The sequence below is a fragment of the Aliiroseovarius sp. ABM4_368 genome, from assembly GCF_056161205.1.
This window is the reverse complement of sequence record NZ_JBSWYR010000004.1, coordinates 312,179-331,928: the sequence shown is the minus strand read 5'-3', so window position 1 is coordinate 331,928 and position 19,750 is coordinate 312,179. Positions and strand designations below refer to the sequence as shown.

21 protein-coding genes are annotated in these 19,750 nt (G+C 58.5%); 14 read left to right on the top strand and 7 right to left on the bottom strand.

Going from position 1 to position 19,750, the window contains the following annotated elements; all coding sequences use genetic code 11:
* Positions 1–9 precede the first annotated feature (9 nt).
* On the bottom strand, positions 10–1,662 hold the full coding sequence (locus tag ACXAH3_RS13615) for an electron transfer flavoprotein-ubiquinone oxidoreductase (protein ID WP_474862634.1): 1,653 nt from the start codon (positions 1,660–1,662) through the stop codon (positions 10–12).
* A 291-nt stretch (positions 1,663–1,953) separates the two neighbouring features.
* Here ACXAH3_RS13615 and greA point away from each other — a divergent pair, with 291 nt between their 5' ends.
* Positions 1,954–2,424, top strand: coding sequence for a transcription elongation factor GreA (gene greA / locus ACXAH3_RS13610; RefSeq protein WP_298561517.1), 471 nt, complete (start codon positions 1,954–1,956; stop codon positions 2,422–2,424).
* Positions 2,425–2,426: 2 nt separating this feature from the next.
* On the top strand, positions 2,427–3,497 hold the full coding sequence (locus ACXAH3_RS13605) for a hypothetical protein (RefSeq protein WP_474862633.1): 1,071 nt from the start codon (positions 2,427–2,429) through the stop codon (positions 3,495–3,497).
* 260 nt (positions 3,498–3,757) lie between these two features.
* Here the strand turns inward: ACXAH3_RS13605 and ACXAH3_RS13600 are convergent, their stop codons facing one another.
* The 4 genes from ACXAH3_RS13600 to ACXAH3_RS13585 form a co-directional block, all read right to left on the bottom strand.
* Positions 3,758–7,081: an efflux RND transporter permease subunit gene (locus ACXAH3_RS13600; RefSeq protein WP_474862632.1), complete on the bottom strand. Its 3,324-nt coding sequence runs from the start codon at positions 7,079–7,081 to the stop codon at positions 3,758–3,760.
* Positions 7,082–7,084: 3 nt separating this feature from the next.
* Positions 7,085–8,542 carry an efflux RND transporter periplasmic adaptor subunit gene (locus ACXAH3_RS13595; protein ID WP_474862631.1) on the bottom strand — a complete coding sequence of 486 codons (1,458 nt, stop codon included), beginning with the start codon at positions 8,540–8,542 and terminating at the stop codon, positions 7,085–7,087.
* Between the two features lie 122 nt (positions 8,543–8,664).
* Positions 8,665–9,213, bottom strand: coding sequence for a molybdenum cofactor biosynthesis protein B (gene moaB / locus ACXAH3_RS13590; protein ID WP_474862630.1), 549 nt, complete (start codon positions 9,211–9,213; stop codon positions 8,665–8,667).
* Positions 9,214–9,234: 21 nt separating this feature from the next.
* On the bottom strand, positions 9,235–10,050 hold the full coding sequence (locus tag ACXAH3_RS13585; protein WP_474862629.1) for a uracil-DNA glycosylase: 816 nt from the start codon (positions 10,048–10,050) through the stop codon (positions 9,235–9,237).
* Positions 10,051–10,176: 126 nt separating this feature from the next.
* Between ACXAH3_RS13585 and ACXAH3_RS13580 the strand changes: the two genes are divergently transcribed.
* From ACXAH3_RS13580 to ACXAH3_RS13535, 10 genes are all read left to right on the top strand, one after another.
* The gene (locus tag ACXAH3_RS13580; RefSeq protein WP_474862628.1) at positions 10,177–11,139 is read left to right on the top strand and encodes an aspartate carbamoyltransferase catalytic subunit; all 963 of its coding nucleotides are present in this window, start codon (positions 10,177–10,179) and stop codon (positions 11,137–11,139) included.
* The gene (locus ACXAH3_RS13575; protein WP_474862627.1) at positions 11,132–11,557 is read left to right on the top strand and encodes a hypothetical protein; all 426 of its coding nucleotides are present in this window, start codon (positions 11,132–11,134) and stop codon (positions 11,555–11,557) included. Before ACXAH3_RS13580 ends, ACXAH3_RS13575 begins: the two co-directional genes overlap by 8 nt.
* Positions 11,554–12,108 carry a hypothetical protein gene (locus ACXAH3_RS13570; protein WP_474862626.1) on the top strand — a complete coding sequence of 185 codons (555 nt, stop codon included), beginning with the start codon at positions 11,554–11,556 and terminating at the stop codon, positions 12,106–12,108. Before ACXAH3_RS13575 ends, ACXAH3_RS13570 begins: the two co-directional genes overlap by 4 nt.
* Positions 12,105–13,373, top strand: coding sequence for a dihydroorotase (gene pyrC, locus ACXAH3_RS13565; protein WP_474862625.1), 1,269 nt, complete (start codon positions 12,105–12,107; stop codon positions 13,371–13,373). Before ACXAH3_RS13570 ends, pyrC begins: the two co-directional genes overlap by 4 nt.
* Entirely contained in the window at positions 13,363–13,971 is a 609-nt protein-coding gene (plsY, locus tag ACXAH3_RS13560; protein WP_474862779.1) for a glycerol-3-phosphate 1-O-acyltransferase PlsY, read from the top strand. The genes pyrC and plsY overlap by 11 nt, the downstream gene beginning before the upstream one ends.
* Before the next feature lie 26 nt (positions 13,972–13,997).
* A complete protein-coding gene (locus ACXAH3_RS13555) occupies positions 13,998–14,423 on the top strand; it encodes a DUF805 domain-containing protein (RefSeq protein WP_474862624.1) in 426 nt (141 codons plus the stop codon).
* Positions 14,424–14,578: 155 nt separating this feature from the next.
* A complete protein-coding gene (locus ACXAH3_RS13550; protein ID WP_474862623.1) occupies positions 14,579–15,691 on the top strand; it encodes a class II histone deacetylase in 1,113 nt (370 codons plus the stop codon).
* A 98-nt stretch (positions 15,692–15,789) separates the two neighbouring features.
* On the top strand, positions 15,790–16,368 hold the full coding sequence (locus ACXAH3_RS13545) for a nitroreductase family protein (protein ID WP_474862622.1): 579 nt from the start codon (positions 15,790–15,792) through the stop codon (positions 16,366–16,368).
* Positions 16,365–17,054 (top strand): EI24 domain-containing protein, encoded by a 690-nt coding sequence (locus tag ACXAH3_RS13540; RefSeq protein ID WP_474862621.1) that lies wholly within the window; start codon positions 16,365–16,367, stop codon positions 17,052–17,054. Before ACXAH3_RS13545 ends, ACXAH3_RS13540 begins: the two co-directional genes overlap by 4 nt.
* A 70-nt stretch (positions 17,055–17,124) precedes the next feature.
* Positions 17,125–17,766: a YrbL family protein gene (locus ACXAH3_RS13535; protein WP_474862620.1), complete on the top strand. Its 642-nt coding sequence runs from the start codon at positions 17,125–17,127 to the stop codon at positions 17,764–17,766.
* Between the two features lie 49 nt (positions 17,767–17,815).
* Here the strand turns inward: ACXAH3_RS13535 and ACXAH3_RS13530 are convergent, their stop codons facing one another.
* Both ACXAH3_RS13530 and mce read right to left on the bottom strand, forming a co-directional pair.
* Positions 17,816–18,094, bottom strand: a complete 279-nt coding sequence (locus tag ACXAH3_RS13530) for a DUF1467 family protein (protein WP_474862619.1) — start codon at positions 18,092–18,094, stop codon at positions 17,816–17,818.
* Entirely contained in the window at positions 18,094–18,498 is a 405-nt protein-coding gene (gene mce / locus ACXAH3_RS13525) for a methylmalonyl-CoA epimerase (protein ID WP_474862618.1), read from the bottom strand. The genes ACXAH3_RS13530 and mce overlap by 1 nt, the downstream gene beginning before the upstream one ends.
* A gap of 158 nt (positions 18,499–18,656) precedes the next feature.
* Here mce and ACXAH3_RS13520 point away from each other — a divergent pair, with 158 nt between their 5' ends.
* Positions 18,657–19,376, top strand: a complete 720-nt coding sequence (locus ACXAH3_RS13520; protein ID WP_474862617.1) for a response regulator — start codon at positions 18,657–18,659, stop codon at positions 19,374–19,376.
* Between the two features lie 120 nt (positions 19,377–19,496).
* Positions 19,497–19,679 carry a hypothetical protein gene (locus ACXAH3_RS13515; RefSeq protein WP_474862616.1) on the top strand — a complete coding sequence of 61 codons (183 nt, stop codon included), beginning with the start codon at positions 19,497–19,499 and terminating at the stop codon, positions 19,677–19,679.
* The last annotated feature ends 71 nt before the right edge of the window (positions 19,680–19,750 follow it).

The window sequence follows — 19,750 nt, the reverse complement described above, 5'->3', positions numbered from 1 at the left end:
CACCTGCGATCACATGTTGGGATAGTTCGGTCCGTCGCCGCCCTGTGGAACCGTCCAGGTGATGTTCTGGCTTGGATCCTTGATGTCGCAGGTTTTGCAGTGCACGCAGTTTTGGAAGTTCACCACAAAGCGCGGGTCTTTTCCGTCTTCCTCGACCACTTCATAGACGCCTGCCGGGCAATATCGCTGCGCAGGCTCTGCAAACTCGGGCAGGTTGACCGAGATCGGCAGATCCGGGTTGGCCAGTTTCAGGTGGCAGGGCTGGCTTTCTTCGTGGTTTGTTGCCGCGAAGGACACGTTGGTCAGGCGATCAAAGCTGATCTTGCCATCGGGCTTCGGATATTCGATTTCCGGGTAATCCTTAGCCTTTCCGGTGGCTTCCGCATCCGATTTGCCGTGCTTGACCGTGCCGAAGGGCGAGAATTTGGAGATTGACTGAACCCACATGTCCAGACCGCCCAGCATCAAGGATGCGGTCAGGCCGTATTTCGACCACAGTGGCTTGACGTTGCGGACCTTCTTCAGGTCTTTCGCGACCTCGCCGGTGCGCAGTTCTTCTTCGTAATCGTTCAACTCGTCGCTGGAGCGGCCTTCTTTCAGGGCCTTCACAGCTGCATCAGCCGCTGCGATGCCTGACAACATGGCGTTGTGGTTGCCCTTGATGCGCGGCACGTTCACCAAACCAACCGAGCAGCCCAGTAGTGCGCCACCGGGGAACGAGGCCTTCGGCATTGACTGATAGCCACCTTCCGAAATCGCACGCGCGCCGTAAGCCACGCGTTTGCCGCCTTCCAAGAGCTTGGCAATCTCGGGATGATGCTTGAAGCGCTGGAATTCCATGTAAGGATACAGATGCGGGTTTTTATAGTTCAGGTGAACCACGAAGCCGACAAACACCTGATTGTTTTCAAGGTGATAGATGAACGAGCCACCACCCGCGTTCTTGCCCAGCGGCCAGCCCATCGTGTGGGTGACGGTGCCTTCGCGGTGCTTGGCGGGGTCGATCTCCCAGATCTCTTTCATGCCGACGCCGAATTTCTGCACGTCACGGCCTGCTTGCAGGTCGTATTTCGCGATGATTTCTTTCGCCAGCGATCCACGAACGCCTTCCGAGATGAAGACGTATTTGCCGTGCAGCTCCATTCCCGGCTCGGTGTTTGGGCCATAGGAACCGTCGGCTTCCAGACCAAAGACGCCTGCAACGACGCCCTTTACTTCGCCATTGTCGCCATAGACCAGTTCTGATGCGGCCATGCCGGGGAAGATTTCTACGCCCAGCTCTTCAGCCTGCTCGGCCATCCATCGGCAAACATTCGCCATCGACACGATATACTTGCCGTGGTTGTTCATCAGGGGCGGCATCGGCCAGTTCGGAACGCGAATGTGCCCTGCCGGTCCAAGCACTAGGAAGTTGTCTTTCTTCACTTCCGTCTTGATCGGTGCGCCTTTTTCCTTCCAGTCCGGGATCAGCTTGTCCAAGCCGCAAGTGTCCAGCACCGCACCCGACAGGATGTGCGCGCCCACTTCCGAGCCCTTCTCAAGCACCACGACCTCAAGGTCTGGGTCTTGCTGTTTCAGACGAATGGCGGCGGACAGGCCAGCGGGGCCTGCGCCCACGATAACCACGTCGTATTCCATGCTTTCGCGTTCGATGTCGCTCATAATCTTTTCCCCGGTCGATCCGTTTCGCAAGATCGTTAGCTTGACGCACAAGGCGGGTCAATCAGGACACGACGTTACAAGGGTGAGTTTCCGACAAAATTGCCTAACCACGGCTTTGTTTGCGCTGACTCTGGCAGCTTCGGTTTGGAATCATCCATTCCGGATCCAAACATGCAGGCAAACAAGGGCGTTGCAAATCGCGTCGGATTGCTAGATTTTCGTCCCGACCGAGCCGTAACGAGAACACGCTGTCAGGCATCCCTGCCGGGCGACCAGAAATGAACAGGTTTGATGGAAAAGATACCTTTGACCCGCGCGGGTCACACCGCGCTGAATGACGAGTTGAAACAGCTGAAGACTGTGGAACGCCCCGCGATCATCGAGGCGATTGCCACCGCACGCGAGCTTGGCGACCTGAAAGAAAACGCCGAATACCACTCGGCCCGCGAAAAACAGGGCTTTATCGAGGGCCGCATCAAGGAACTAGAAGGTATCCTGTCGCTGGCCGAGGTGATCGACCCAGCCAATATGTCGGGGACGGTCAAGTTCTCGGCCACCGTCACAATCGTTGACGAAGATACGGATGAAGAGAAAACCTATCAGATCGTCGGCGAACCCGAGGCGGATATCGAAAGCGGCAAGCTGAATATCAAGTCACCGCTCGCCCGTGCCCTGATCGGCAAGGAAGAAGGCGACAGCGTCGAGGTCCGCACACCAGGTGGCGAAAAGGCCTATGAAATTCTGAGTATCGACTGGATCTGATCGTGGCAGACAAGCCTCAGAAGACTGACACACCAAAACCGATCCCCAGAGGGACCGCGCCACTTGGCCTGTTGTCTGAAGTGCCATCGCTTAGCGCGGCCGAAATGATTGGCCTTGTGCTGTCTTTCGTGTGGTTGGCGGCCTGCGCGATGTTTTTCATCGTGATGGGGACGGGATCATCCGACAGTGGCTTTGACCCCTTGCGGTTCATCATGGTCGTTGTGGCGATTTCCATGCCTGTTGCAATGATCTGGGTGGCCGTGGCGGCAATGCGCTCGGCCCGGATCATGCGTGAAGAAAGCACACGCTTGAAAGCTGCGATTGACGGAATGCGCACGGCGTATTTGCAACAGCAGCAAGGCGTGGGCGGCAACAGTGCGCAAGCGTCCAAAGTTGAACAGAAACTGGAAGAAATCGCCAAGGTCTCGCGCCGTACGGAAACGGCACTGGCGACCTTCGTGTCGATCCGCCCCGGCATGCCCAGCCTGACCAATCCGCACCCGGCACCGATTGCCCCTGCGATGGGAGCCGAGGATGCGCCGAAGGAACCGGAAGATCAAACGAAGCTGGAACTTGGCACGCCCGCCGAGGATATGATCCCACCCCTGTCGATCGAGGATTTCATCCGCGCGATGCACTTCCCCGAGCACGCCGAAGACGCCGAGGGTTTCCGCGCCCTTCGTCGCGCGCTGGAAGACCGTCAAGTTGCCGGGCTGATTCAAGCCGCTCAGGACATCCTGACGCTGATGTCGCAGGACGGTATCTACATGGATGACCTGCGCCCCGACCGCGCCCGCCCCGAGGTATGGCGCAAATTTGCTGCCGGTGAGCGTGGCAAAGGAATCGCCGCATTGGGTGGTGTACGGGATCGCTCGTCGTTGGCGTTGACCGCTGGACGGATGCGTAAGGATCCGATCTTCCGCGACACCGTGCACCACTTCTTGCGCCGTTTCGACCAGACTTTCGCACAGTTCGAAAAGAATGCCTCGGATGCGGATCTGGCGGCGTTGGCTGACACCCGTTCTGCGCGCGCGTTCATGCTGTTGGGCCGAGTGACGGGGACATTCGACTAGCCCTCCCACCTTTGGAGGTAGCCTCGCTGCGCTCGGCAGGATTTGTGCCTCCGGCGGGGATATTTTTGACAAGAAAAAGTGCGAAACGCTTCCCTAACTAAATCGTGCGATTCTAAGGATGCGGTACAGGTGGGGCCGCCGATGGTCGTACAAGGAAAAGCGTATGCTTGAGAGAGGCTAGCCCCCTCTCTTTTTCTTGTCTCAAGTATCCTGGGGTGAATGCGCGCAGCGCAGAGGGGCAAAGCCCCTACCCAGAAAAATCACCCAGCGCGCCTCTGCCCGGCATAGGCCACAGCCATGCTGATCACCGCAATCACACCACAAAGCAACACTGCCCGCAGGATCGCCCCGTTTGTGGCGCCCCACAGGGCCACCGATCCAAAGAATGCCAACAGCATCGCGCCCGCAGCCAGTCCGGTTACGCGGACCGCAGGTTTGGCAGCAGAACGCCCGCGTCCTTTCCAAAGGCGTCGCAGCGTTGCCAGCATCTTCCCGATATCCGTCTGAATGGCGATCAACGACGGCACGATCAGCAGCACCAGAAACATCCCGAACCCAAGCCCATAGACCAGCGTGATCACCGTGGGCTTCAGGAACTGCGCCTGACGGGATTGCTCATACAACAGCGGCATCAGCCCCAGTACGGTGGTCATCGTTGTCAGCATAACTGCGCGCAAGCGATCAGCGGCACCTTCGATAATGGCCGGTATGATACCACGTTCCTTTGCGTATTCGTCGATGGTCGTCACCAACACAATGGAATCGTTGATGATAATCCCCGTCATCCCGATCAGCCCCACGACCGAGAACATGGATAGGGGCACATCCCATTGAACATGCCCATAGATCGCACCCACCAGTCCGAAAGGAATGATCGACATCACCACCAAGGGCCGCGTCCAGCTTGAGAAAATCCACGCCAGTGTCAGGAAAATCCCCAAAAGCACCAGAACCAGACCCGTGCGGGCATCCGACAGGAAGTCCTTTTGCTGTTCGGCCAAGCCGCCAATCCGGTATTCGATCGAGTGGGTCTCGGCCAGCGCGGGCAAGATCTCGGTTTCGATGGTGCGCTGGATTTCTTCGGCGCGGGCCGGGTTGTCTTCGGCCACCTCGCCCGAGACATTGACCATCCGAATGCCATTTTCACGCTGGACCGTGGCAAAGCCGGTGCGCGTTTGCACAGACACCAGATCCGCCAAGCTGACATAGGCGCCGGCGGGCGTGCGCATTTGTAACCGTTCAAGGAAATCTGCAGAGCGTTCTCTGTCTGGCAGCTCCACCCTTATTTCAGCGGACCGCGTACCTTCGGGATAGGTCGCGGCCTCGATCCCGTTCAGTCGGTTGCGCAAAACGCGGCTGAGGCCGTCAATGGTAAATCCCAGAGCCTTGCCCTGTGCGGTCAGGTCCAGAACCAGTTCTTCTTTGTCATAGCTCAGGCTGTCTTCCAGCGCCGAAACCTCGGGATACTGGATCAGCTGCGTTTTGAAGTCCTCGGCGGCGGCCTTCAGGGTTTCAGACGTGGCGCCGAACAGATCCACGTCCAAGCTGTCTCCGCCGGGTCCGAACCGGCCTCCGCGGAAGGACAGGACTTCCAGCAGAGGGTGGTTCACGATCTCGTCTTGCAGTGCGGACACGACCTCGAAGGTGGTATAGGGGCGCAGGTCGGCGTCGATCATCTCGACCACGATTGAGCCAAGCAAATCGCCATCCTTATTGTCCACGCCAGACAATCCACGCCCAGCATTGCCGCCAATTTGCGCCAGTGCATGCGCCACGGGGTTTGTGCCATGTTCATCTTCAAACTGTGCTGCAGTCTTTTCCACCGCGCGCTGTACGTTGCCCAACATGGCGCGTGTGTCTGCGCGGGTTGCGCCTTCGGCCATGGCAAAATTCGCGGTGATCGTGGACCGCTCGGGTGCGTTAAAAAAGCGGAAGGTCAGGTCGCCGCGAATAAAGATCGATGCTTGGCTGGCCAAGATCAGGATGGTTGCTGCAATCACTGGATAGCGGGCCTTGATCACCAAGACCATGAAGGGACGGAACCCTTTGTCGCGGACCCAGCGAAAGCCCTTGTTTACCTGCCGCGAGGGCCAGTCATACCAGTGCTCTTTCGCTGTGTGTGTCAGCGCGTGCGCCATGTGGTGTGGCAATATAAGGAAACACTCGATCAGCGATGCTGCCAAAACAACGATCACGGTGAAGGGAATGTCAGTGATCAGGTCTCCGAACCGTCCGCCGATCGAGGTCAGTCCGAAGAACGCGATGATCGTGGTTAAGGTGGCAGAAAAGACTGGTGGGAACATCCGCCGCGCTGCGTTTTCTGAGGCGGTAAAGGGTCCTTCCCCCAACCGCCGCGCCCGGAAATCCGCGTGCTCGCCCACCACGATGGCGTCGTCCACGACAATCCCTAGGGTGATGATCAGTGCAAAAAGCGAGATCATGTTGATCGTGATCCCGGACATATACATTAGGAAGATAGCGGTGGTCATGGCCACGGGGATCCCTGCCGCCACCCAGAACGCTGTCCGAGCGTTCAGGAACAAAAACAAGAGCAGCAGCACTAGCCCAAGACCCTGTAACCCGTTTTCCATTAGGATTTTCAAGCGTGCCGAGATCGCGGCAGATCGGGTGCGCATCAGCTCGATCTCGACCCCTTCAGGCAGGGTTTTCAGCATCTCGTCGCGGATCTCTTCCACGATTTCTTGCAGCTCAATCGCGTCCCCTTGGGCTGATCGCGAGACGTTCAGCGCCATCGCTGGATCGTCACCCACGAAATAAGATCTGTTGCGGTCCACCCCTTCGACGCGGACCAACGCGACATCCCCGATGGTCAGGTTCGACCCGTCCGGATTGGCGCGCAGGACCAGTGCGGCGATGTCATCAGGCGTTCGCTTGGGGTCACCGGTGCGCACTCGCGCAGCGCCCGAGGATACATTGCCCGCCGGGTTCGTGCTGACGGCACCTGCGATGACCTCGGATATCTGGGCCATGGTTACGTCGTTTTCGATCAACGAAAGGGATGTCACTTCGACCACGGTTTGCGGGGCTGCAAAACCGCGGATCGTGGTGCGTGTCACGCCGCGTTCAAACAGGCGGATCACCATTTCATCAGCGAAACGGCCCAGCTGTTCGATGGCGACAGGTCCCGAGATCACGACATCCGTCACGCTGTCACGCCACGCGCCGCGCCGAACGGTCGGGGTGTCGGCGTCCTCGGGCAGGTCCGTAACTTCATCTACTGCGACCTGAATGTCATCGGCGGCTTGGTTTACATCCCAACCGGGTTCAAACTCCATCGTGATTCTGGCGCGCCCCTCGAAGGCACGCGAACTGACGCTGGACACTCCATCCACTGCCAGAAGCGAAGGCTCCAACACCTGCACGATGGCTGTGTCCACGTCCTCGGCACCTGCGCCCTGCCATGTGGTGTTTACGGATACGGTCTCGACCACCACATCCGGAAAAAACTGAGCCCGCATCTGCGGATAGCTGGCGATGCCAAGCGCCATCAAGATCACCAACAGCAGGTTGGCGACTGTCGCGTGGCGGGTGAAATAGGACAGGATACCGTTGGCAGGGGTCATGGATCAGTTCCCCATCCGTTGTTCAAGCCGCGACAGCGTGTCAGCGGGCAGTTGGCCTTCTTCCAACTGGCGCAGAATGCGGTCGCGGGCGGATTCTGGCATCCGATTGTTGCTTTCCACGAAGTTCTTCAAAAGGGCGATGCGGTCGGGGTCCAACGCAACCATTTCAGGTTTTGCCTCTGGGGCCAGCTTGCCGTCACGCACTGGGCGCACGCGAATGCCTTCGCCCAGAACCGGGCTGCGTTTGGTTATTGCCTCGCGCCCGTTAAGCCCTGAAGCGCGGACCAGCACGTCGTCCCCTTGCCGGCGCAAAAGTGTCACCTGCGCACTTTCCAACCGGTCCTCATCGTTCAAAAGCAGGATGTTGCCACTGGCATCCAATGCGGTTGCAGGCAGTCGCACCACCTGCTCAAGCGGAGGCTCGGACAATTCGACGGTTACGAAATCCCCCGGACGCAGGCCCGGCGTCGCGTCCAGATTGGCAAACAGCATCCGGCCTGTTTGACCTTCACCCACATCCGCGCTTTCGCGGGCCACCCGACCCGTTGCCGTTAGATCGACACCTGTAGCTTCCAGCCGAATATTGACCGGCAAGTCCGCCAGCGCACCGTTATCTGCCAGTAGTCGGGCATATTGCGCGGTCGAAACACGAAACCCGACTTCGAGCTTGTTTGGGTCGACGAGCCGCCCCAGTTTCTCGTTCGCGGTAACAAGGCCCCCACGCAGGATGGTCACATCGGTCAAAGTTCCTGAAAACTCGGCGCGAATCTCGGTCTCGTTCAAGCGGCGTTGGGCTTCGTCGCGGGCGATGCGGCTGCGTGACAGGCTGGCCTCGGCGGTGGCGACACGGGCTTCGGCGGTGATGACGGATTGCCGTTTACCCAGCACTGCTTGTGCGGCTGTGGATGCGGCCAGCGCGGCGTTCTCGACTGCGGCTTCGGTGCCGACACCACGGGCAACAAGGTCGTTTTGTCGGGCTAGAGCCGCGTCACGCAAGGTCGCCTGCCGGCGAGCGTTCTCTAGATCGTCACGCGCCAAATCCAGTGCAGCTTTGGCGTCGCGCAACTCGGCTTCAGATTGGGTCAAATCGGTATCCGCTAAATCCAGCGTGGCTTTGTAATCGGTCGGGTCGATCCGCAACAAAAGCGCACCTTCCGTGACCTGTCCGCCGTTTACGAAGGCGTCTGACATTTCGACCACTGTGCCTGAAGCGCGGGCGCGGATGTCCAAGCCACGACGCGTGGCGAGTTCCCCGAAGGATGACAGGACAGGGGTGATCGTCGCGGGCTTTAGCGTGACCACATTGGCGGAAAACACCCGCTCGCGCCCGGATGGGGCGGCGTTGTCACGTTCCGCACGCGCCTTAAAGGCCGATTGCACCATCAATCCAGCCATCGCCAACAGGCCGATTGTGGCGGCCAGAAGGAAAAGCCCGATCAGGCTGCGTCCCAGAAATCGCATAAAACTCTCCGTGTCATCCGCTACCATCCTGACGCGCGTCACAAGCCGGGGCAAGCGGCGTGTGGTCACAGTTTCGAAGGGTGCGGCCCAAGTGATCCTTACGGATCAAAACTGTTAGTCGGTTACTTCCGTCGCTTATGTTCGTCCAAGCGCGGGAAAATTTCGACAAAGTTGCAAGGATGGTGGCGATAATCCAGTTGATGCACCAGAATTTCATCCCACGCGTCCTTGCACGCGCCGGGGCTGCCGGGCAGGGCAAAGAAATAGGTGCCGTTGGCGACACCGCCCGTGGCGCGGCTTTGCACCGCCGAGGTGCCGATCTTCTTCATCGAGACGATGGTGAAGACCGTCGCAAAGGCCTCGATTTCCTTTTCATAGACATCACGATGCGCCTCAACCGTAACATCGCGACCTGTCAGGCCCGTGCCGCCCGTCGAGATGACGACGTCGATTTCGGGATCCAAGGACCACGCCCGCAGTTGATCCGCAATCTCGCCGCGTTCGTCGCGGATGATCTTGCGGTCAGCCAGCAGATGCCCTGTCGCTTCCAGTCGTTTCACCAGTGTATCGCCCGAGCGGTCCTGATCCATTGATCGGCTGTCTGACACGGTCAGAACCGCGATGCGGACGGGGATAAATTCGCGTTGGTTGTCTGCGGGGACTTTGGACATGGTGGGGCCTGTTTTAATGGGCTATGCGCCCTCGTTCAGTTTCGCTTGGATTTCCAGAAGGTCCGCCCATGCCTCGCGTTTTGCAGCGGGGTTGCGCAGCAAATATTCGGGGTGGAACATGGGCATGATCGGCTTACCCCACTGACTGCCCCATGTGCCTCGCATCCGGGCGATGCCGCGCTTTCCAAGGACGGCCTGACACGGTGTGTTGCCCATCAAGACGATCAGCTCGGGCGCGACAAGTTGCACGTGACGCTCAAGGAAGGGGACCATCATGGCCATTTCCTCGGGGCTTGGGTCGCGGTTTTGCGGCGGTCGCCACGGCATGACGTTGGTGATGTAAACGGCGTCTTTCGACAGGGGCACGTCGCGTCCCATGCCGATGGCTGCAAACATTTTGTCCAGAAGCTGCCCGGCGCGGCCTACGAAGGGGCGCCCCTCGATATCCTCGTCCCGGCCCGGCGCTTCGCCGATGATCATCACACGCGCGGCGGGGTTCCCGTCAGAGATCACGGTATTGCGCGCGCCTTTCTTCAGCTCGCAACCATCAAAGGCTTTCATCGCGGCCTTTAGCCCGTCCAGATCCTGCGCCCCTGCGGCGGCTTGTTTGGCCAGCGCGACATAGTCGATCTTGGGTTCAGCAGGCGGCGGTGTTGGAGCGGTCCGTTTCGGCAGTTCGACTGGCGTGGATTTTCGGGCTTCGGGCGCGGGTTTCGGTTCGGACGGTGCCAAGGCATAGCGATCCACCGGGGCGTCGGAAATTGCATCCACCGCGCCCAGCTCGATCTGCCATTCCAAAAGCGCCTTTGCGCTGTGCCAGTCTTGTGCCGATTCCATGTGCGCAGCCTAAGTGCAGCCGAGGGGAAGGTAAACGCCTCACGATTGGACCTTGTCCGAACACAAGGGATAGACGAAACCGCGCCTCAACCCTATAAGCGCGTGGAACACAGGACGGAGGCCCGCATGACATTCCGCCAACGACATCTTCTTGGGATCGAACAGCTTCACCCGGAAGAGATCAAAATCGTTCTCGATCTTGCCGACAGCTATGCCGAGATGAACCGCTCGTCTGTTAAGCATTCCGACGCTTTGTCGGGGCTGACCCAGATCAACATGTTCTTCGAGAACTCCACCCGCACGCAGGCGTCTTTCGAGATCGCCGGCAAGCGTTTGGGTGCGGATGTGATGAACATGGCGATGCAGGCGTCGTCGATCAAAAAAGGCGAAACGCTGATTGATACGGCGCTGACGCTAAATGCGATGCACCCGGATCTTCTGGTCGTGCGTCACCCGCATTCCGGCGCGGTGAACCTGCTGGCCGAAAAGGTGAATTGCGCTGTTTTGAACGCGGGCGATGGCAAGCACGAACACCCCACGCAAGCGCTTTTGGACGCGCTGACCATCCGGCGTGAAAAGGGTCGCCTGCACCGGCTGACCATCGCGATCTGCGGCGACATCGCGCATAGTCGTGTGGCTCGCTCGAACTTGATCCTTCTGGGCAAGATGGAGAACCGTGTGCGCTTGGTTGGACCGCCGACCCTGATGCCCAGCCAGATCGACCAGTTCGGGGTCGAGGTCTTTGACGACATGGAAGAAGGGCTGAAAGACGCCGATGTTGTCATGATGCTGCGCCTTCAGCGTGAACGTATGGATGGCGGCTTCATCCCGTCCGAACGCGAGTATTACCACCGATATGGCTTGGACGCTGAAAAACTGGCCCATGCCAAAGACGACGCCATCGTCATGCACCCCGGCCCGATGAACCGCGGGGTCGAGATCGACGGAACCATTGCCGACGACATCAACCGATCCGTCATTCAGGAACAGGTCGAAATGGGCGTTGCCGTGCGCATGGCCGCAATGCACCTTCTGGCCCGCAATCTGAAAGCGGAGCGCGAGAACCGAACCGAGGGCGTGTATGTCTGAACAAGCGCTTGATCTAGAGCCGAATGAGGTGCTGATCGAGAGCTTCTCGGGCAACTCTTCGACTTATGTGAAAGAGCATCTGATGTTGGCCGCGCTGGGCGCGGTCGTGATCTCGGGCGCACTGATTGCGATGGGCAACCCGCATGCATGGACTGGCGTGGTCGGATCGGTCGCCGCCATCGGGGTGCGCGGGCTTTATGTCGCTAAGGAACAGCTGGGCTTCACATGGCACCTGACCAATCGCCGCTTGATTGGGCCAGATGGGCGCACGATTCTGTTGACCTCGATCGACAAGGTAAACGTGATCTTCACGGCTGCTCAGTTGGTCACATTGTCTGGCGATAAGTACATGTTGAAATATCAGGCCGACGCCAAAGCCACGCAGGCCTCGATAAATCAGGCGCGGGGTGGAGCATGACAGTGCATGGCGGCCCCTCGGCATGGGATGACATCCTGATCGAAGGTGAGCGTATAATTTGGCAGGGTCATCCTCGGCGCGAGTTTGTTTTGGCCGATGTTAAGCTTTCTGCCGTTCTTTTCGGATTTGCGTTTGTCGCTTTTTCGGTGGGTTGGATGAGTGTGGCAGCGAGATCTGGTGGTTTGATTTGGATGTTTGGTTTGATTTTCACGGGGCTTGGTTTGAAGCTGATCTATCAAAACCTTTTGGGGCCAACCCTCCGCAGATACAGAACGCACTATACGTTGACCAATCAGCGCGCTTTCGTCGCGACCAATATGCCGTTTGAACGGCGAAAGCTTGCAAGCTATCCGATTGACAACACAACGGCGTTTACACTTGGACTTGAAGCCGCACCTTCGGTCTATTTTGATACGGATCGGCGGCGGCAATCTGCGACGGATGTAAGAATGCAGAACCAAGATGGCTTTCTGTTTATCGAAGACGGCGCGCGCGTGTACGGAATGATCCGCGATATCCAGACCAGCAATCAGGTAGGAGAGAACCCATGACAACCTTCACCAATGCCCGCCTGATCGACCCGGAAAGCAAGACGGATACGCTTGGAAGTCTGACCATCGAGGGTGGGTTGATCACTGGCGTGAATGCTGGCGAGGTTGGCGAGATCGTCGATTGCGGCGGAAAATGTCTTGCCCCCGGTATCGTCGATATCGGCGTAAAGATTGGTGAACCGGGCGAGCGTCACAAGGAAAGTTTCAAGACTGCTGGGCGTGCAGCGGCGGCAGGAGGGGTCACCACCATGGTCATCCGCCCCGACACAACCCCTGCCGTGGACACGCCCGAAACTCTGGCTTTCGTCACCCGCCGCGCGGGGCAGGTGGCTCCGGTGAACATTCACTCGATGGGGGCTTTGACCAAAGGTCGCGAAGGCCGCGAGATGGTCGAGATGGGCTTTATGCTGGACGCGGGCGCCGTGGCCTTCACCGATTGCGACCATGTGGTGACCGACAACAAGGTTTATTCCCGGGCCATGACCTATGCTCGCTCGCTGCGTGCGCTGATCATCGGCCACCCGCAAGATCCGCAGCTGTCGAAAGGCGCGGCTGTGACCTCGGGCAAGTTTGCGTCCTTGCGTGGCTTGCCCGCCGTCAGCCCACAGGCCGAGCGGATGGGGCTGGAACGCGATCTGGCATTGGCCGAGATGACGGGTGTGGCCTATCACGCCGACAGCCTGTCGACCGCGAAATCTCTGCCGGTCTTGGAACGCGCCAAAGCCGCGGGCGTAGACGTTAGCGCGGGGGTGAACATTCACCACCTGACCCTGAACGAACTGGACGTTGGAGATTATCGCACCTTCTTCAAGGTGAAGCCGCCATTGCGCAGTGAAGACGATCGGCTGGCGATGGTGGATGCGGTGGCCCGTGGCGTGATCGACATCATATCCTCGATGCACACGCCGCAGGACGAGGAAAGCAAACGCTTGCCATTTGAAGAGGCAGCCTCGGGCGCTGTGGCTCTGGAAACTCTGCTGCCCGCGGCCATGCGCTTGGTTCATGCGGATCTAATCGACCTGCCGACGCTCTGGCGCGCTTTGTCGCTAAACCCCGCCCGCCGGTTTAATCTGCCGGGCGGAGAGCTGTCGGTCGGGGCCCCTGCAGATCTGGTCCTGTTCGATCCGGACGCACCCTTCGTGTTGGACCGTTTCAAGCTGAACTCGAAATCCAAAAACACGCCGTTTGATGGCGCACGGATGGAGGGCAAAGTGCTGGGAACATGGGTTGCAGGCGAGCGCGTGTATGGAGGCGATGATGCCTGATTTGGTGACCTCATTCCCGCTTTTGATCCTTGTAGCTGTTGCAGGCTATTTGCTGGGTTCGATCCCCTTTGGCATCGTGATGGCGCGGCTGTTTGGGCTGGGCGATTTGCGCCAGATCGGCTCGGGCAATATCGGGGCGACCAACGTTTTGAGGACCGGCAACAAAGTCGCCGCGTTCCTGACCTTGATCGGAGACGCTGGCAAAGGCGGGGCCGCCGTTTTACTGGCCCGTGCATTGTTCGCTGAAGACGCCGCACAACTGGCGGGCTTCATGGCATTCCTTGGCCATTGCTTCCCGGTGTTTCTGGGCTTCAAGGGTGGTAAAGGTGTTGCCACTTGGTTGGGGACTATGCTGGCGCTGGCCTTCCCGCTGGGGCTGGCCGCTTGCGCGACATGGCTGGTTACCGCGCTGGTCTTCCGTATGTCCTCGCTTGCTGCTCTGGTTGCGGCCGCACTGTCGCCGTTTGTTGCGCTTGCCTTCGGATGGAACAGCCTTGTTCTTATCTCGGTTGCATTAGGAGCCTTGATTTTCCACCGTCACCGCGCAAACATCGCGCGTATCAAAGCGGGCGAAGAGCCGCGAATTGGGCGCAAGTAACCCGAACGTAACAAGGAATAGTCCAGATGGATTTTCAAACATCAGTTAGAACCTGCTTTCAGAAATACGTAACCTTTTCTGGCCGCGCTTCGCGGTCTGAGTTTTGGTGGTTTTCCCTCTTTTTACTCATCGCCTCGATTGGGTTAACGATCGTTGACGTCATGTTGTTTGGGTCTCAAACCTTGTCCCCTCTCAGCAGCTTGTTCTCACTGGCGACACTTTTGCCGGCCTTGGCTGTGGCAGTGCGTCGTCTGCATGACTGTGATCGCAGTGGCTGGTGGTATCTGCTGATATTGGTCCCGCTGATCGGTATCATTGTGCTGATCGTTTGGTGGGCATCGAAAGGAACAGACGGTTCTAACCGTTTTGGGCACGACCCGTTGGGCAATACACCCTATGACGGCGATGATGGCGATTATGCCACCTCGTCGATCCCGCGCGCGGGCAACTGATCACTCGTTGATCTGAAACACCTTATTTTTTTGATGTCGCGCCTTGGACTAGTTCAAGGTGCGATTTCTTTTGGTGGTTCCAACGGTTCAACCCAGCGCAGGGCTGGACGACGCAAGGGCTCTGGGTCACTGTGCTGGCAAATAAGGAGAGCGGCATGCGCAAGACAGGGTTTTTCTGGGACGAGAAGTGCTTTTGGCATTCGGGTGGCAACTATGCGGGCACCTTGCCCGTGGGCGGGCTGGTACAGCCCTTGGCCGCGGGTGGCCTGCCGGAAAGCCCCGAGACGAAACGGCGGCTGAAGAACCTGATGGATGTGACCGGCCTGTCTGGCGCGCTTGATCTGCGCACGGCACCTGCAGCCGATGTCGAAACCCTTGCCCGTGTTCACCCTGCATCCTTCTTATCCGAGTTCAAGCAAGCTTCGGACGCAGGCGGAGGAGAGCTGGGCCTGCGCACCCCCTTCGGTCAAGGCGGGTACGAGATTGCGGCCCTGTCGACGGGCCTGTCCGTTGCCGCGTTGGAGGCGGTCCTGCGCGGAGAGCTCGATAACGCATATGCCCTGTCCCGTCCGCCTGGCCATCACTGCCTGCCGGACTTTCCGAACGGGTTCTGCTTGTTGGCAAACCTTGCCATCGCGATCAGGAACGCGCAGGCCAAGGGCTTGGCCAAGCGCTTTGTAGTGCTGGATTGGGACGTGCATCACGGCAACGGGACCGAGGCCGTGTTCATCGAGGATCCTGATGTTCTGACTATCTCGATCCATCAGGAACGCAATTATCCGCTGGATACGGGCGACGCTGATGTATGCGGGGAAGGCAAAGGGGTTGGGGCCAATATGAACCTGCCTCTGCCACCCGGTGCGGGGCACGCGACCTATATTGAAGCGATGGAACGTATCATCCTGCCCGCCATCCGCGCCCATGAACCTGAGGTGATCGTGGTGGCCAATGGCTATGATGCCGCTGTGATCGACCCGCTGTCCTGTATGCTCGCCACTGCCGACACGTTCCGCCAGATGACCCGCATGGTTATGGAGCTGGCCGACGATATCTGCGACGGGCGCGTGATGATGGCGCATGAAGGCGGATATTCCGAGGTCTACGTTCCCTTTTGCGGCCACGCCGTGCTGGAAGAGATGTCGGGAACCGACATTCACGCGCCCGATCCGTTGGCCGAGGCGTTTGCGATCCGTCAGCCTAACACCCGAGCGCAGGCGTTCTTTTCGGATCAACTGTCCGATCTGGCAGCTTTCTTTGATGTAAAGTAGCTTAACATCTTGACCTTCGGGCAATCAGCCCCGACATACCCTTCAAGCCAGCCGCGGTTTGCGGCCAAGCAAGACATTGCTTCTACCAAGGACAACACATGCCTGAACGTAACCAAGCGGCCCTTGATTTCCTTTTGACGCGCCGATCTCGTCCGGCGAAAACCCTGACCAGCCCCGGACCGGATCGCGACACACTGAGCACCATTCTGACCGCTGCTGCCCGCACGCCAGATCACGGCAAGCTAGAGCCTTGGCGCTTTGTCGTGCTGGAAAAACCTGCCCTGACGCGCGCCCATGCGCTGGTTGCGGAACGTGGTTTGGCACTGGGTCTTGATCCCACGAAGATCGAGAAAGAGCAGCTGGCCTATGGCCGCAGCCCCTTGGCCGTTGTCGTCTTGGAAAGCCCTGTTGACAGCGAAAAGGTACCTGCGATCGAGCAAACTTACTCTGCCGGGGCGGCATGTCTGGCGCTGCTGAATGCCGCCTTAGCCTCGGGCTGGGGAGCGAACTGGTTGTCGGGTTGGGCCAGCTTTGACGCGGACTTCACCCGCGAAGCCTTCGGCGTGGACAGTCACGAAAGCGTTGCGGGCATCATCCATATCGGAACCGAAACCACTGCCCCGCCCGAACGCCCGCGTCCGGATCTGGACGCCATCACAACTTGGATTTCCGAATGATCTTTGACGACTTCTTCCGCGCGCTTTCGCAACTTAGCGACCCGCGCTTTCGCAACGTCCTTTTGAAGGGCTTGGGCCTGACCGTCGGCCTTCTGGCAGCGATCACCATCGCGATGACGTGGCTGGTGGGCTTTCTGGTCCCCGACACCCTGTCGCTGCCATTCGTGGGCGAGATCTCGTGGGTCAACGGGTTGGCGCTTTGGGCGTCGGTTCTGTTGATGCTGGTGCTGTCGGTCATCCTGATGGTGCCCGTCGCGGGCGCGTTTACCGGCCTGTTTCTGGACGAGGTCGCCGACGCGGTCGAGGCAAAGCACTATCCCCACCTGCCGCCCAACGCTGAAACCTCGATTCTGACGGACATCCGTGAAAGCCTTGGCTTTTTTGGTGTGATTGTCGGCGTGAACCTAATCGCCCTGATCCTGTTTTTCTTCGTCGGCCCGTTGGCCCCAATCCTGTTCTATGCGGTGAACGGATATCTTCTGGGGCGCGAATACTTCACATTGGCCGCCATGCGTCGATTGCCGCGCGCCGATGCCCACGCACTGCGTCGTCGGCATAACGCACAGATCTGGTTTGCTGGATGCTTGATGGCGGTGCCGCTTTCGATCCCGCTGGTGAACCTTTTGATCCCGATTTTGGGCGCTGCGAGCTTTACGCACATGTTCCATAGGCTGGCGGGGCGGTAGTGGGAGGTCACTGTACTGCTAAGTGTTCTATGGTAATGCTGATCGTCAAGAGGCACTGAAAGGAAAGTCGATGCTCTATCCTGCTGATGTGATCATCTCCGATGAGGATTTGCTTGCCGAGGGAAGGTCTCGTCTTGTCTATGCGCATCCAGATTTTGACAACCTTCTGGTGAAGATCGTCAAGCCCTCGCCTGAAAGGTCGTCAATCAAAGAAGCCTTGGCCTGGTTACGTCCAAATAAACGCCGTTATGGGCCCATGTACGAGACGTTCTTGGAATACGAGGCCGCCTTTATTGCGCTGAGCCGCGATCAGGGGCATCCGGGATTTCTTCCCATGTTTTATGGCTGGGTGCGTAGCAACAAAGGGCTTGGTTTTGTGGCCGAAAAGATCCGCACTGATACGGAAGATCTTGCCCCCACATTACGAACTTATGCGTTGGAAAATGGCCTGAACGACGCACTTAAGCGGATGATCCACGTGTTCTTTGACGAAGTCGAGGCCTTCCACTTTGTGGTCAATGATTTGCATCTTGATAATCTAGTGGTTGGCAATGACGCATCCGGGCAAAAGCGTCTTTACTTGGTCGACGGGGCTTGGGATCGACTGTTTGTCAACAGTCGGCGAAAGTCGTTTGGCTTATTCCGCTGGTCGATCCAAAGCGAGCGGCGCAAAATGCTGCAACGCGTTGCGAACCCACACCGCGCGCGTTGACCATAAGACGATCTTGTCCGATCACGGTTATGGGATAGGCGGTTATGGCCTATCCACTTACATCGTCATACCTGTTGAACCAGTCGATATCCTCGATTCCAATCCAGCCCGAGATGATGATCCCTGCGATGATCGCCCAGACGACCGTGCCCGCGATGGTCACAATCAACAGCGTGCGTCCCAGTTTGAAGTTAGCGGGCGCGCCCGCATGGGTGCCGGGCACGATCTCGCCCTCGTCGCCTTGGGTACGCAAACGGATTGGCAGGACCACGAACATGGTCAAGAACCAGATCACCACATAAAGAACGATTGCCGCTGTGATGGACATCAGACTTGTTCCAGCTCGACCAGAGTGCCGGTGAAGTCTTTCGGGTGCAGAAACAGAACCGGCTTGCCGTGCGCGCCGATCTTCGGTTCGCCCGTGCCCAGAACGCGTGCACCTGAGGCCTGCAACTGGTCACGCGCGGCAAGGATGTCGTCGACTTCATAGCAAATGTGGTGAATGCCGCCCGACGGGTTCTTTTCCAGAAACCCAGCAATGGGCGAGTTATCACCCAGTGGGTAAAGCAGCTCGATCTTGGTGTTGGGAAGTTCGATGAACACGACAGTTACACCGTGTTCGGGCTCGTCCTGCGGCGCGTTAACCTTTGCGCCCAGCGTGTCACGGTACTGCGCGGCAGCGGCTTCCAGGTCTGGTACGGCGATGGCTACGTGGTTCAGGCGTCCAATCATCTTGTCTCTCCCAATTCAAATGCTGTGCTGCTTATGCATAAGCGCTCCCTTCAGGGCAAGCGGCACTGTGCCACAGGCCGGGACTGCCGCTGCGTTTCATCGCTTAACCAGTTGTTAGTCAGATTTGCGCAAAGGTGGGAGGCGAAAGGAGCATGAAGATGAGCGATGATCTGGAAAACTTCATGATAGCCCAGCCCCCAACCCCCGATCGCCCCTTGAACGGGATGACCGTTTTGGTGGTAGAAGACAGCCGCTTCGCGTCCGAGGCGATCCGCCTTTTGTGCCTACGCTCGGGCGCGCGGATACGGCGGGCGGATAATCTTGCCGCGGCGCATCGGCATTTGCGGGTGTGTCGGCCAACGGTTTTGATCATTGACATGGGACTGCCTGATGGATCTGGGGCAGAGCTGATTAAAGAGGTGTCGGGCGATGCCATCCGTGTGCCTGTCATTCTGGGGATGAGTGGCGATTCCGGAACGCGTGATGCCGCGCTGGAAGCCGGGGCAGACGGATTCCTTGCAAAGCCCGTCGAAAGCCTTGCCGAATTTCAGCAGACCATTCTGACGATCCTGCCACCACAAGAGGGGCCGGTCAGCCCGCGTCCTTTCCCGAATGAGATGGTCGCACCTGATGCATTGGCGTTGCAGGATGACCTGTCCCATCTGGCGCAGATCATGCGCGATGGCGATGATGGGGCAACGCAGGATTATGTGGCTCAGTTTCTTGGCGGGCTTGCGATGGCCGCGCATGACGGTCCCCTTGCAGCTGCCGCCAAACGCCTTGCCGCATCGCGGGATGCAGGCCGCGCGACGGGGACCGAAATGGCCCATGTCACCCATTTGGTTGAAGACCGGTTGAGGGAACGCCGCCCCCTTTAGCGCCTTATTCTAAAAGCACACGGCACGAAATGGACTTTGGCGTTCCTCATTTCCGCCTTCTTTCGGGTGCAGATTGGAAACTGAGGAAGGGTAGAACAATCAATTTGCGAGGTTGATATCGTGAAAGATCTGATCAAGAAGTTTGCAGATGAAGAACTGGGAAATGCCGTGATTGACTGGACCGTACTAATTTCGGGCGCAGTTATGATGGTAACAGCAGTTGTTCTTGCGGTGGTCGAACCCAATGCACCGGTGAGCGATGCAGCGGGTGCAGTCATCGAAATGCAGCCCTTGGCAGGTTAACCCTAACTCTATTGTATCGTTCTGTTGTTATGAGTATCGGGCGCGCTTTTCAAAGCGCGCCCTATTCCTTT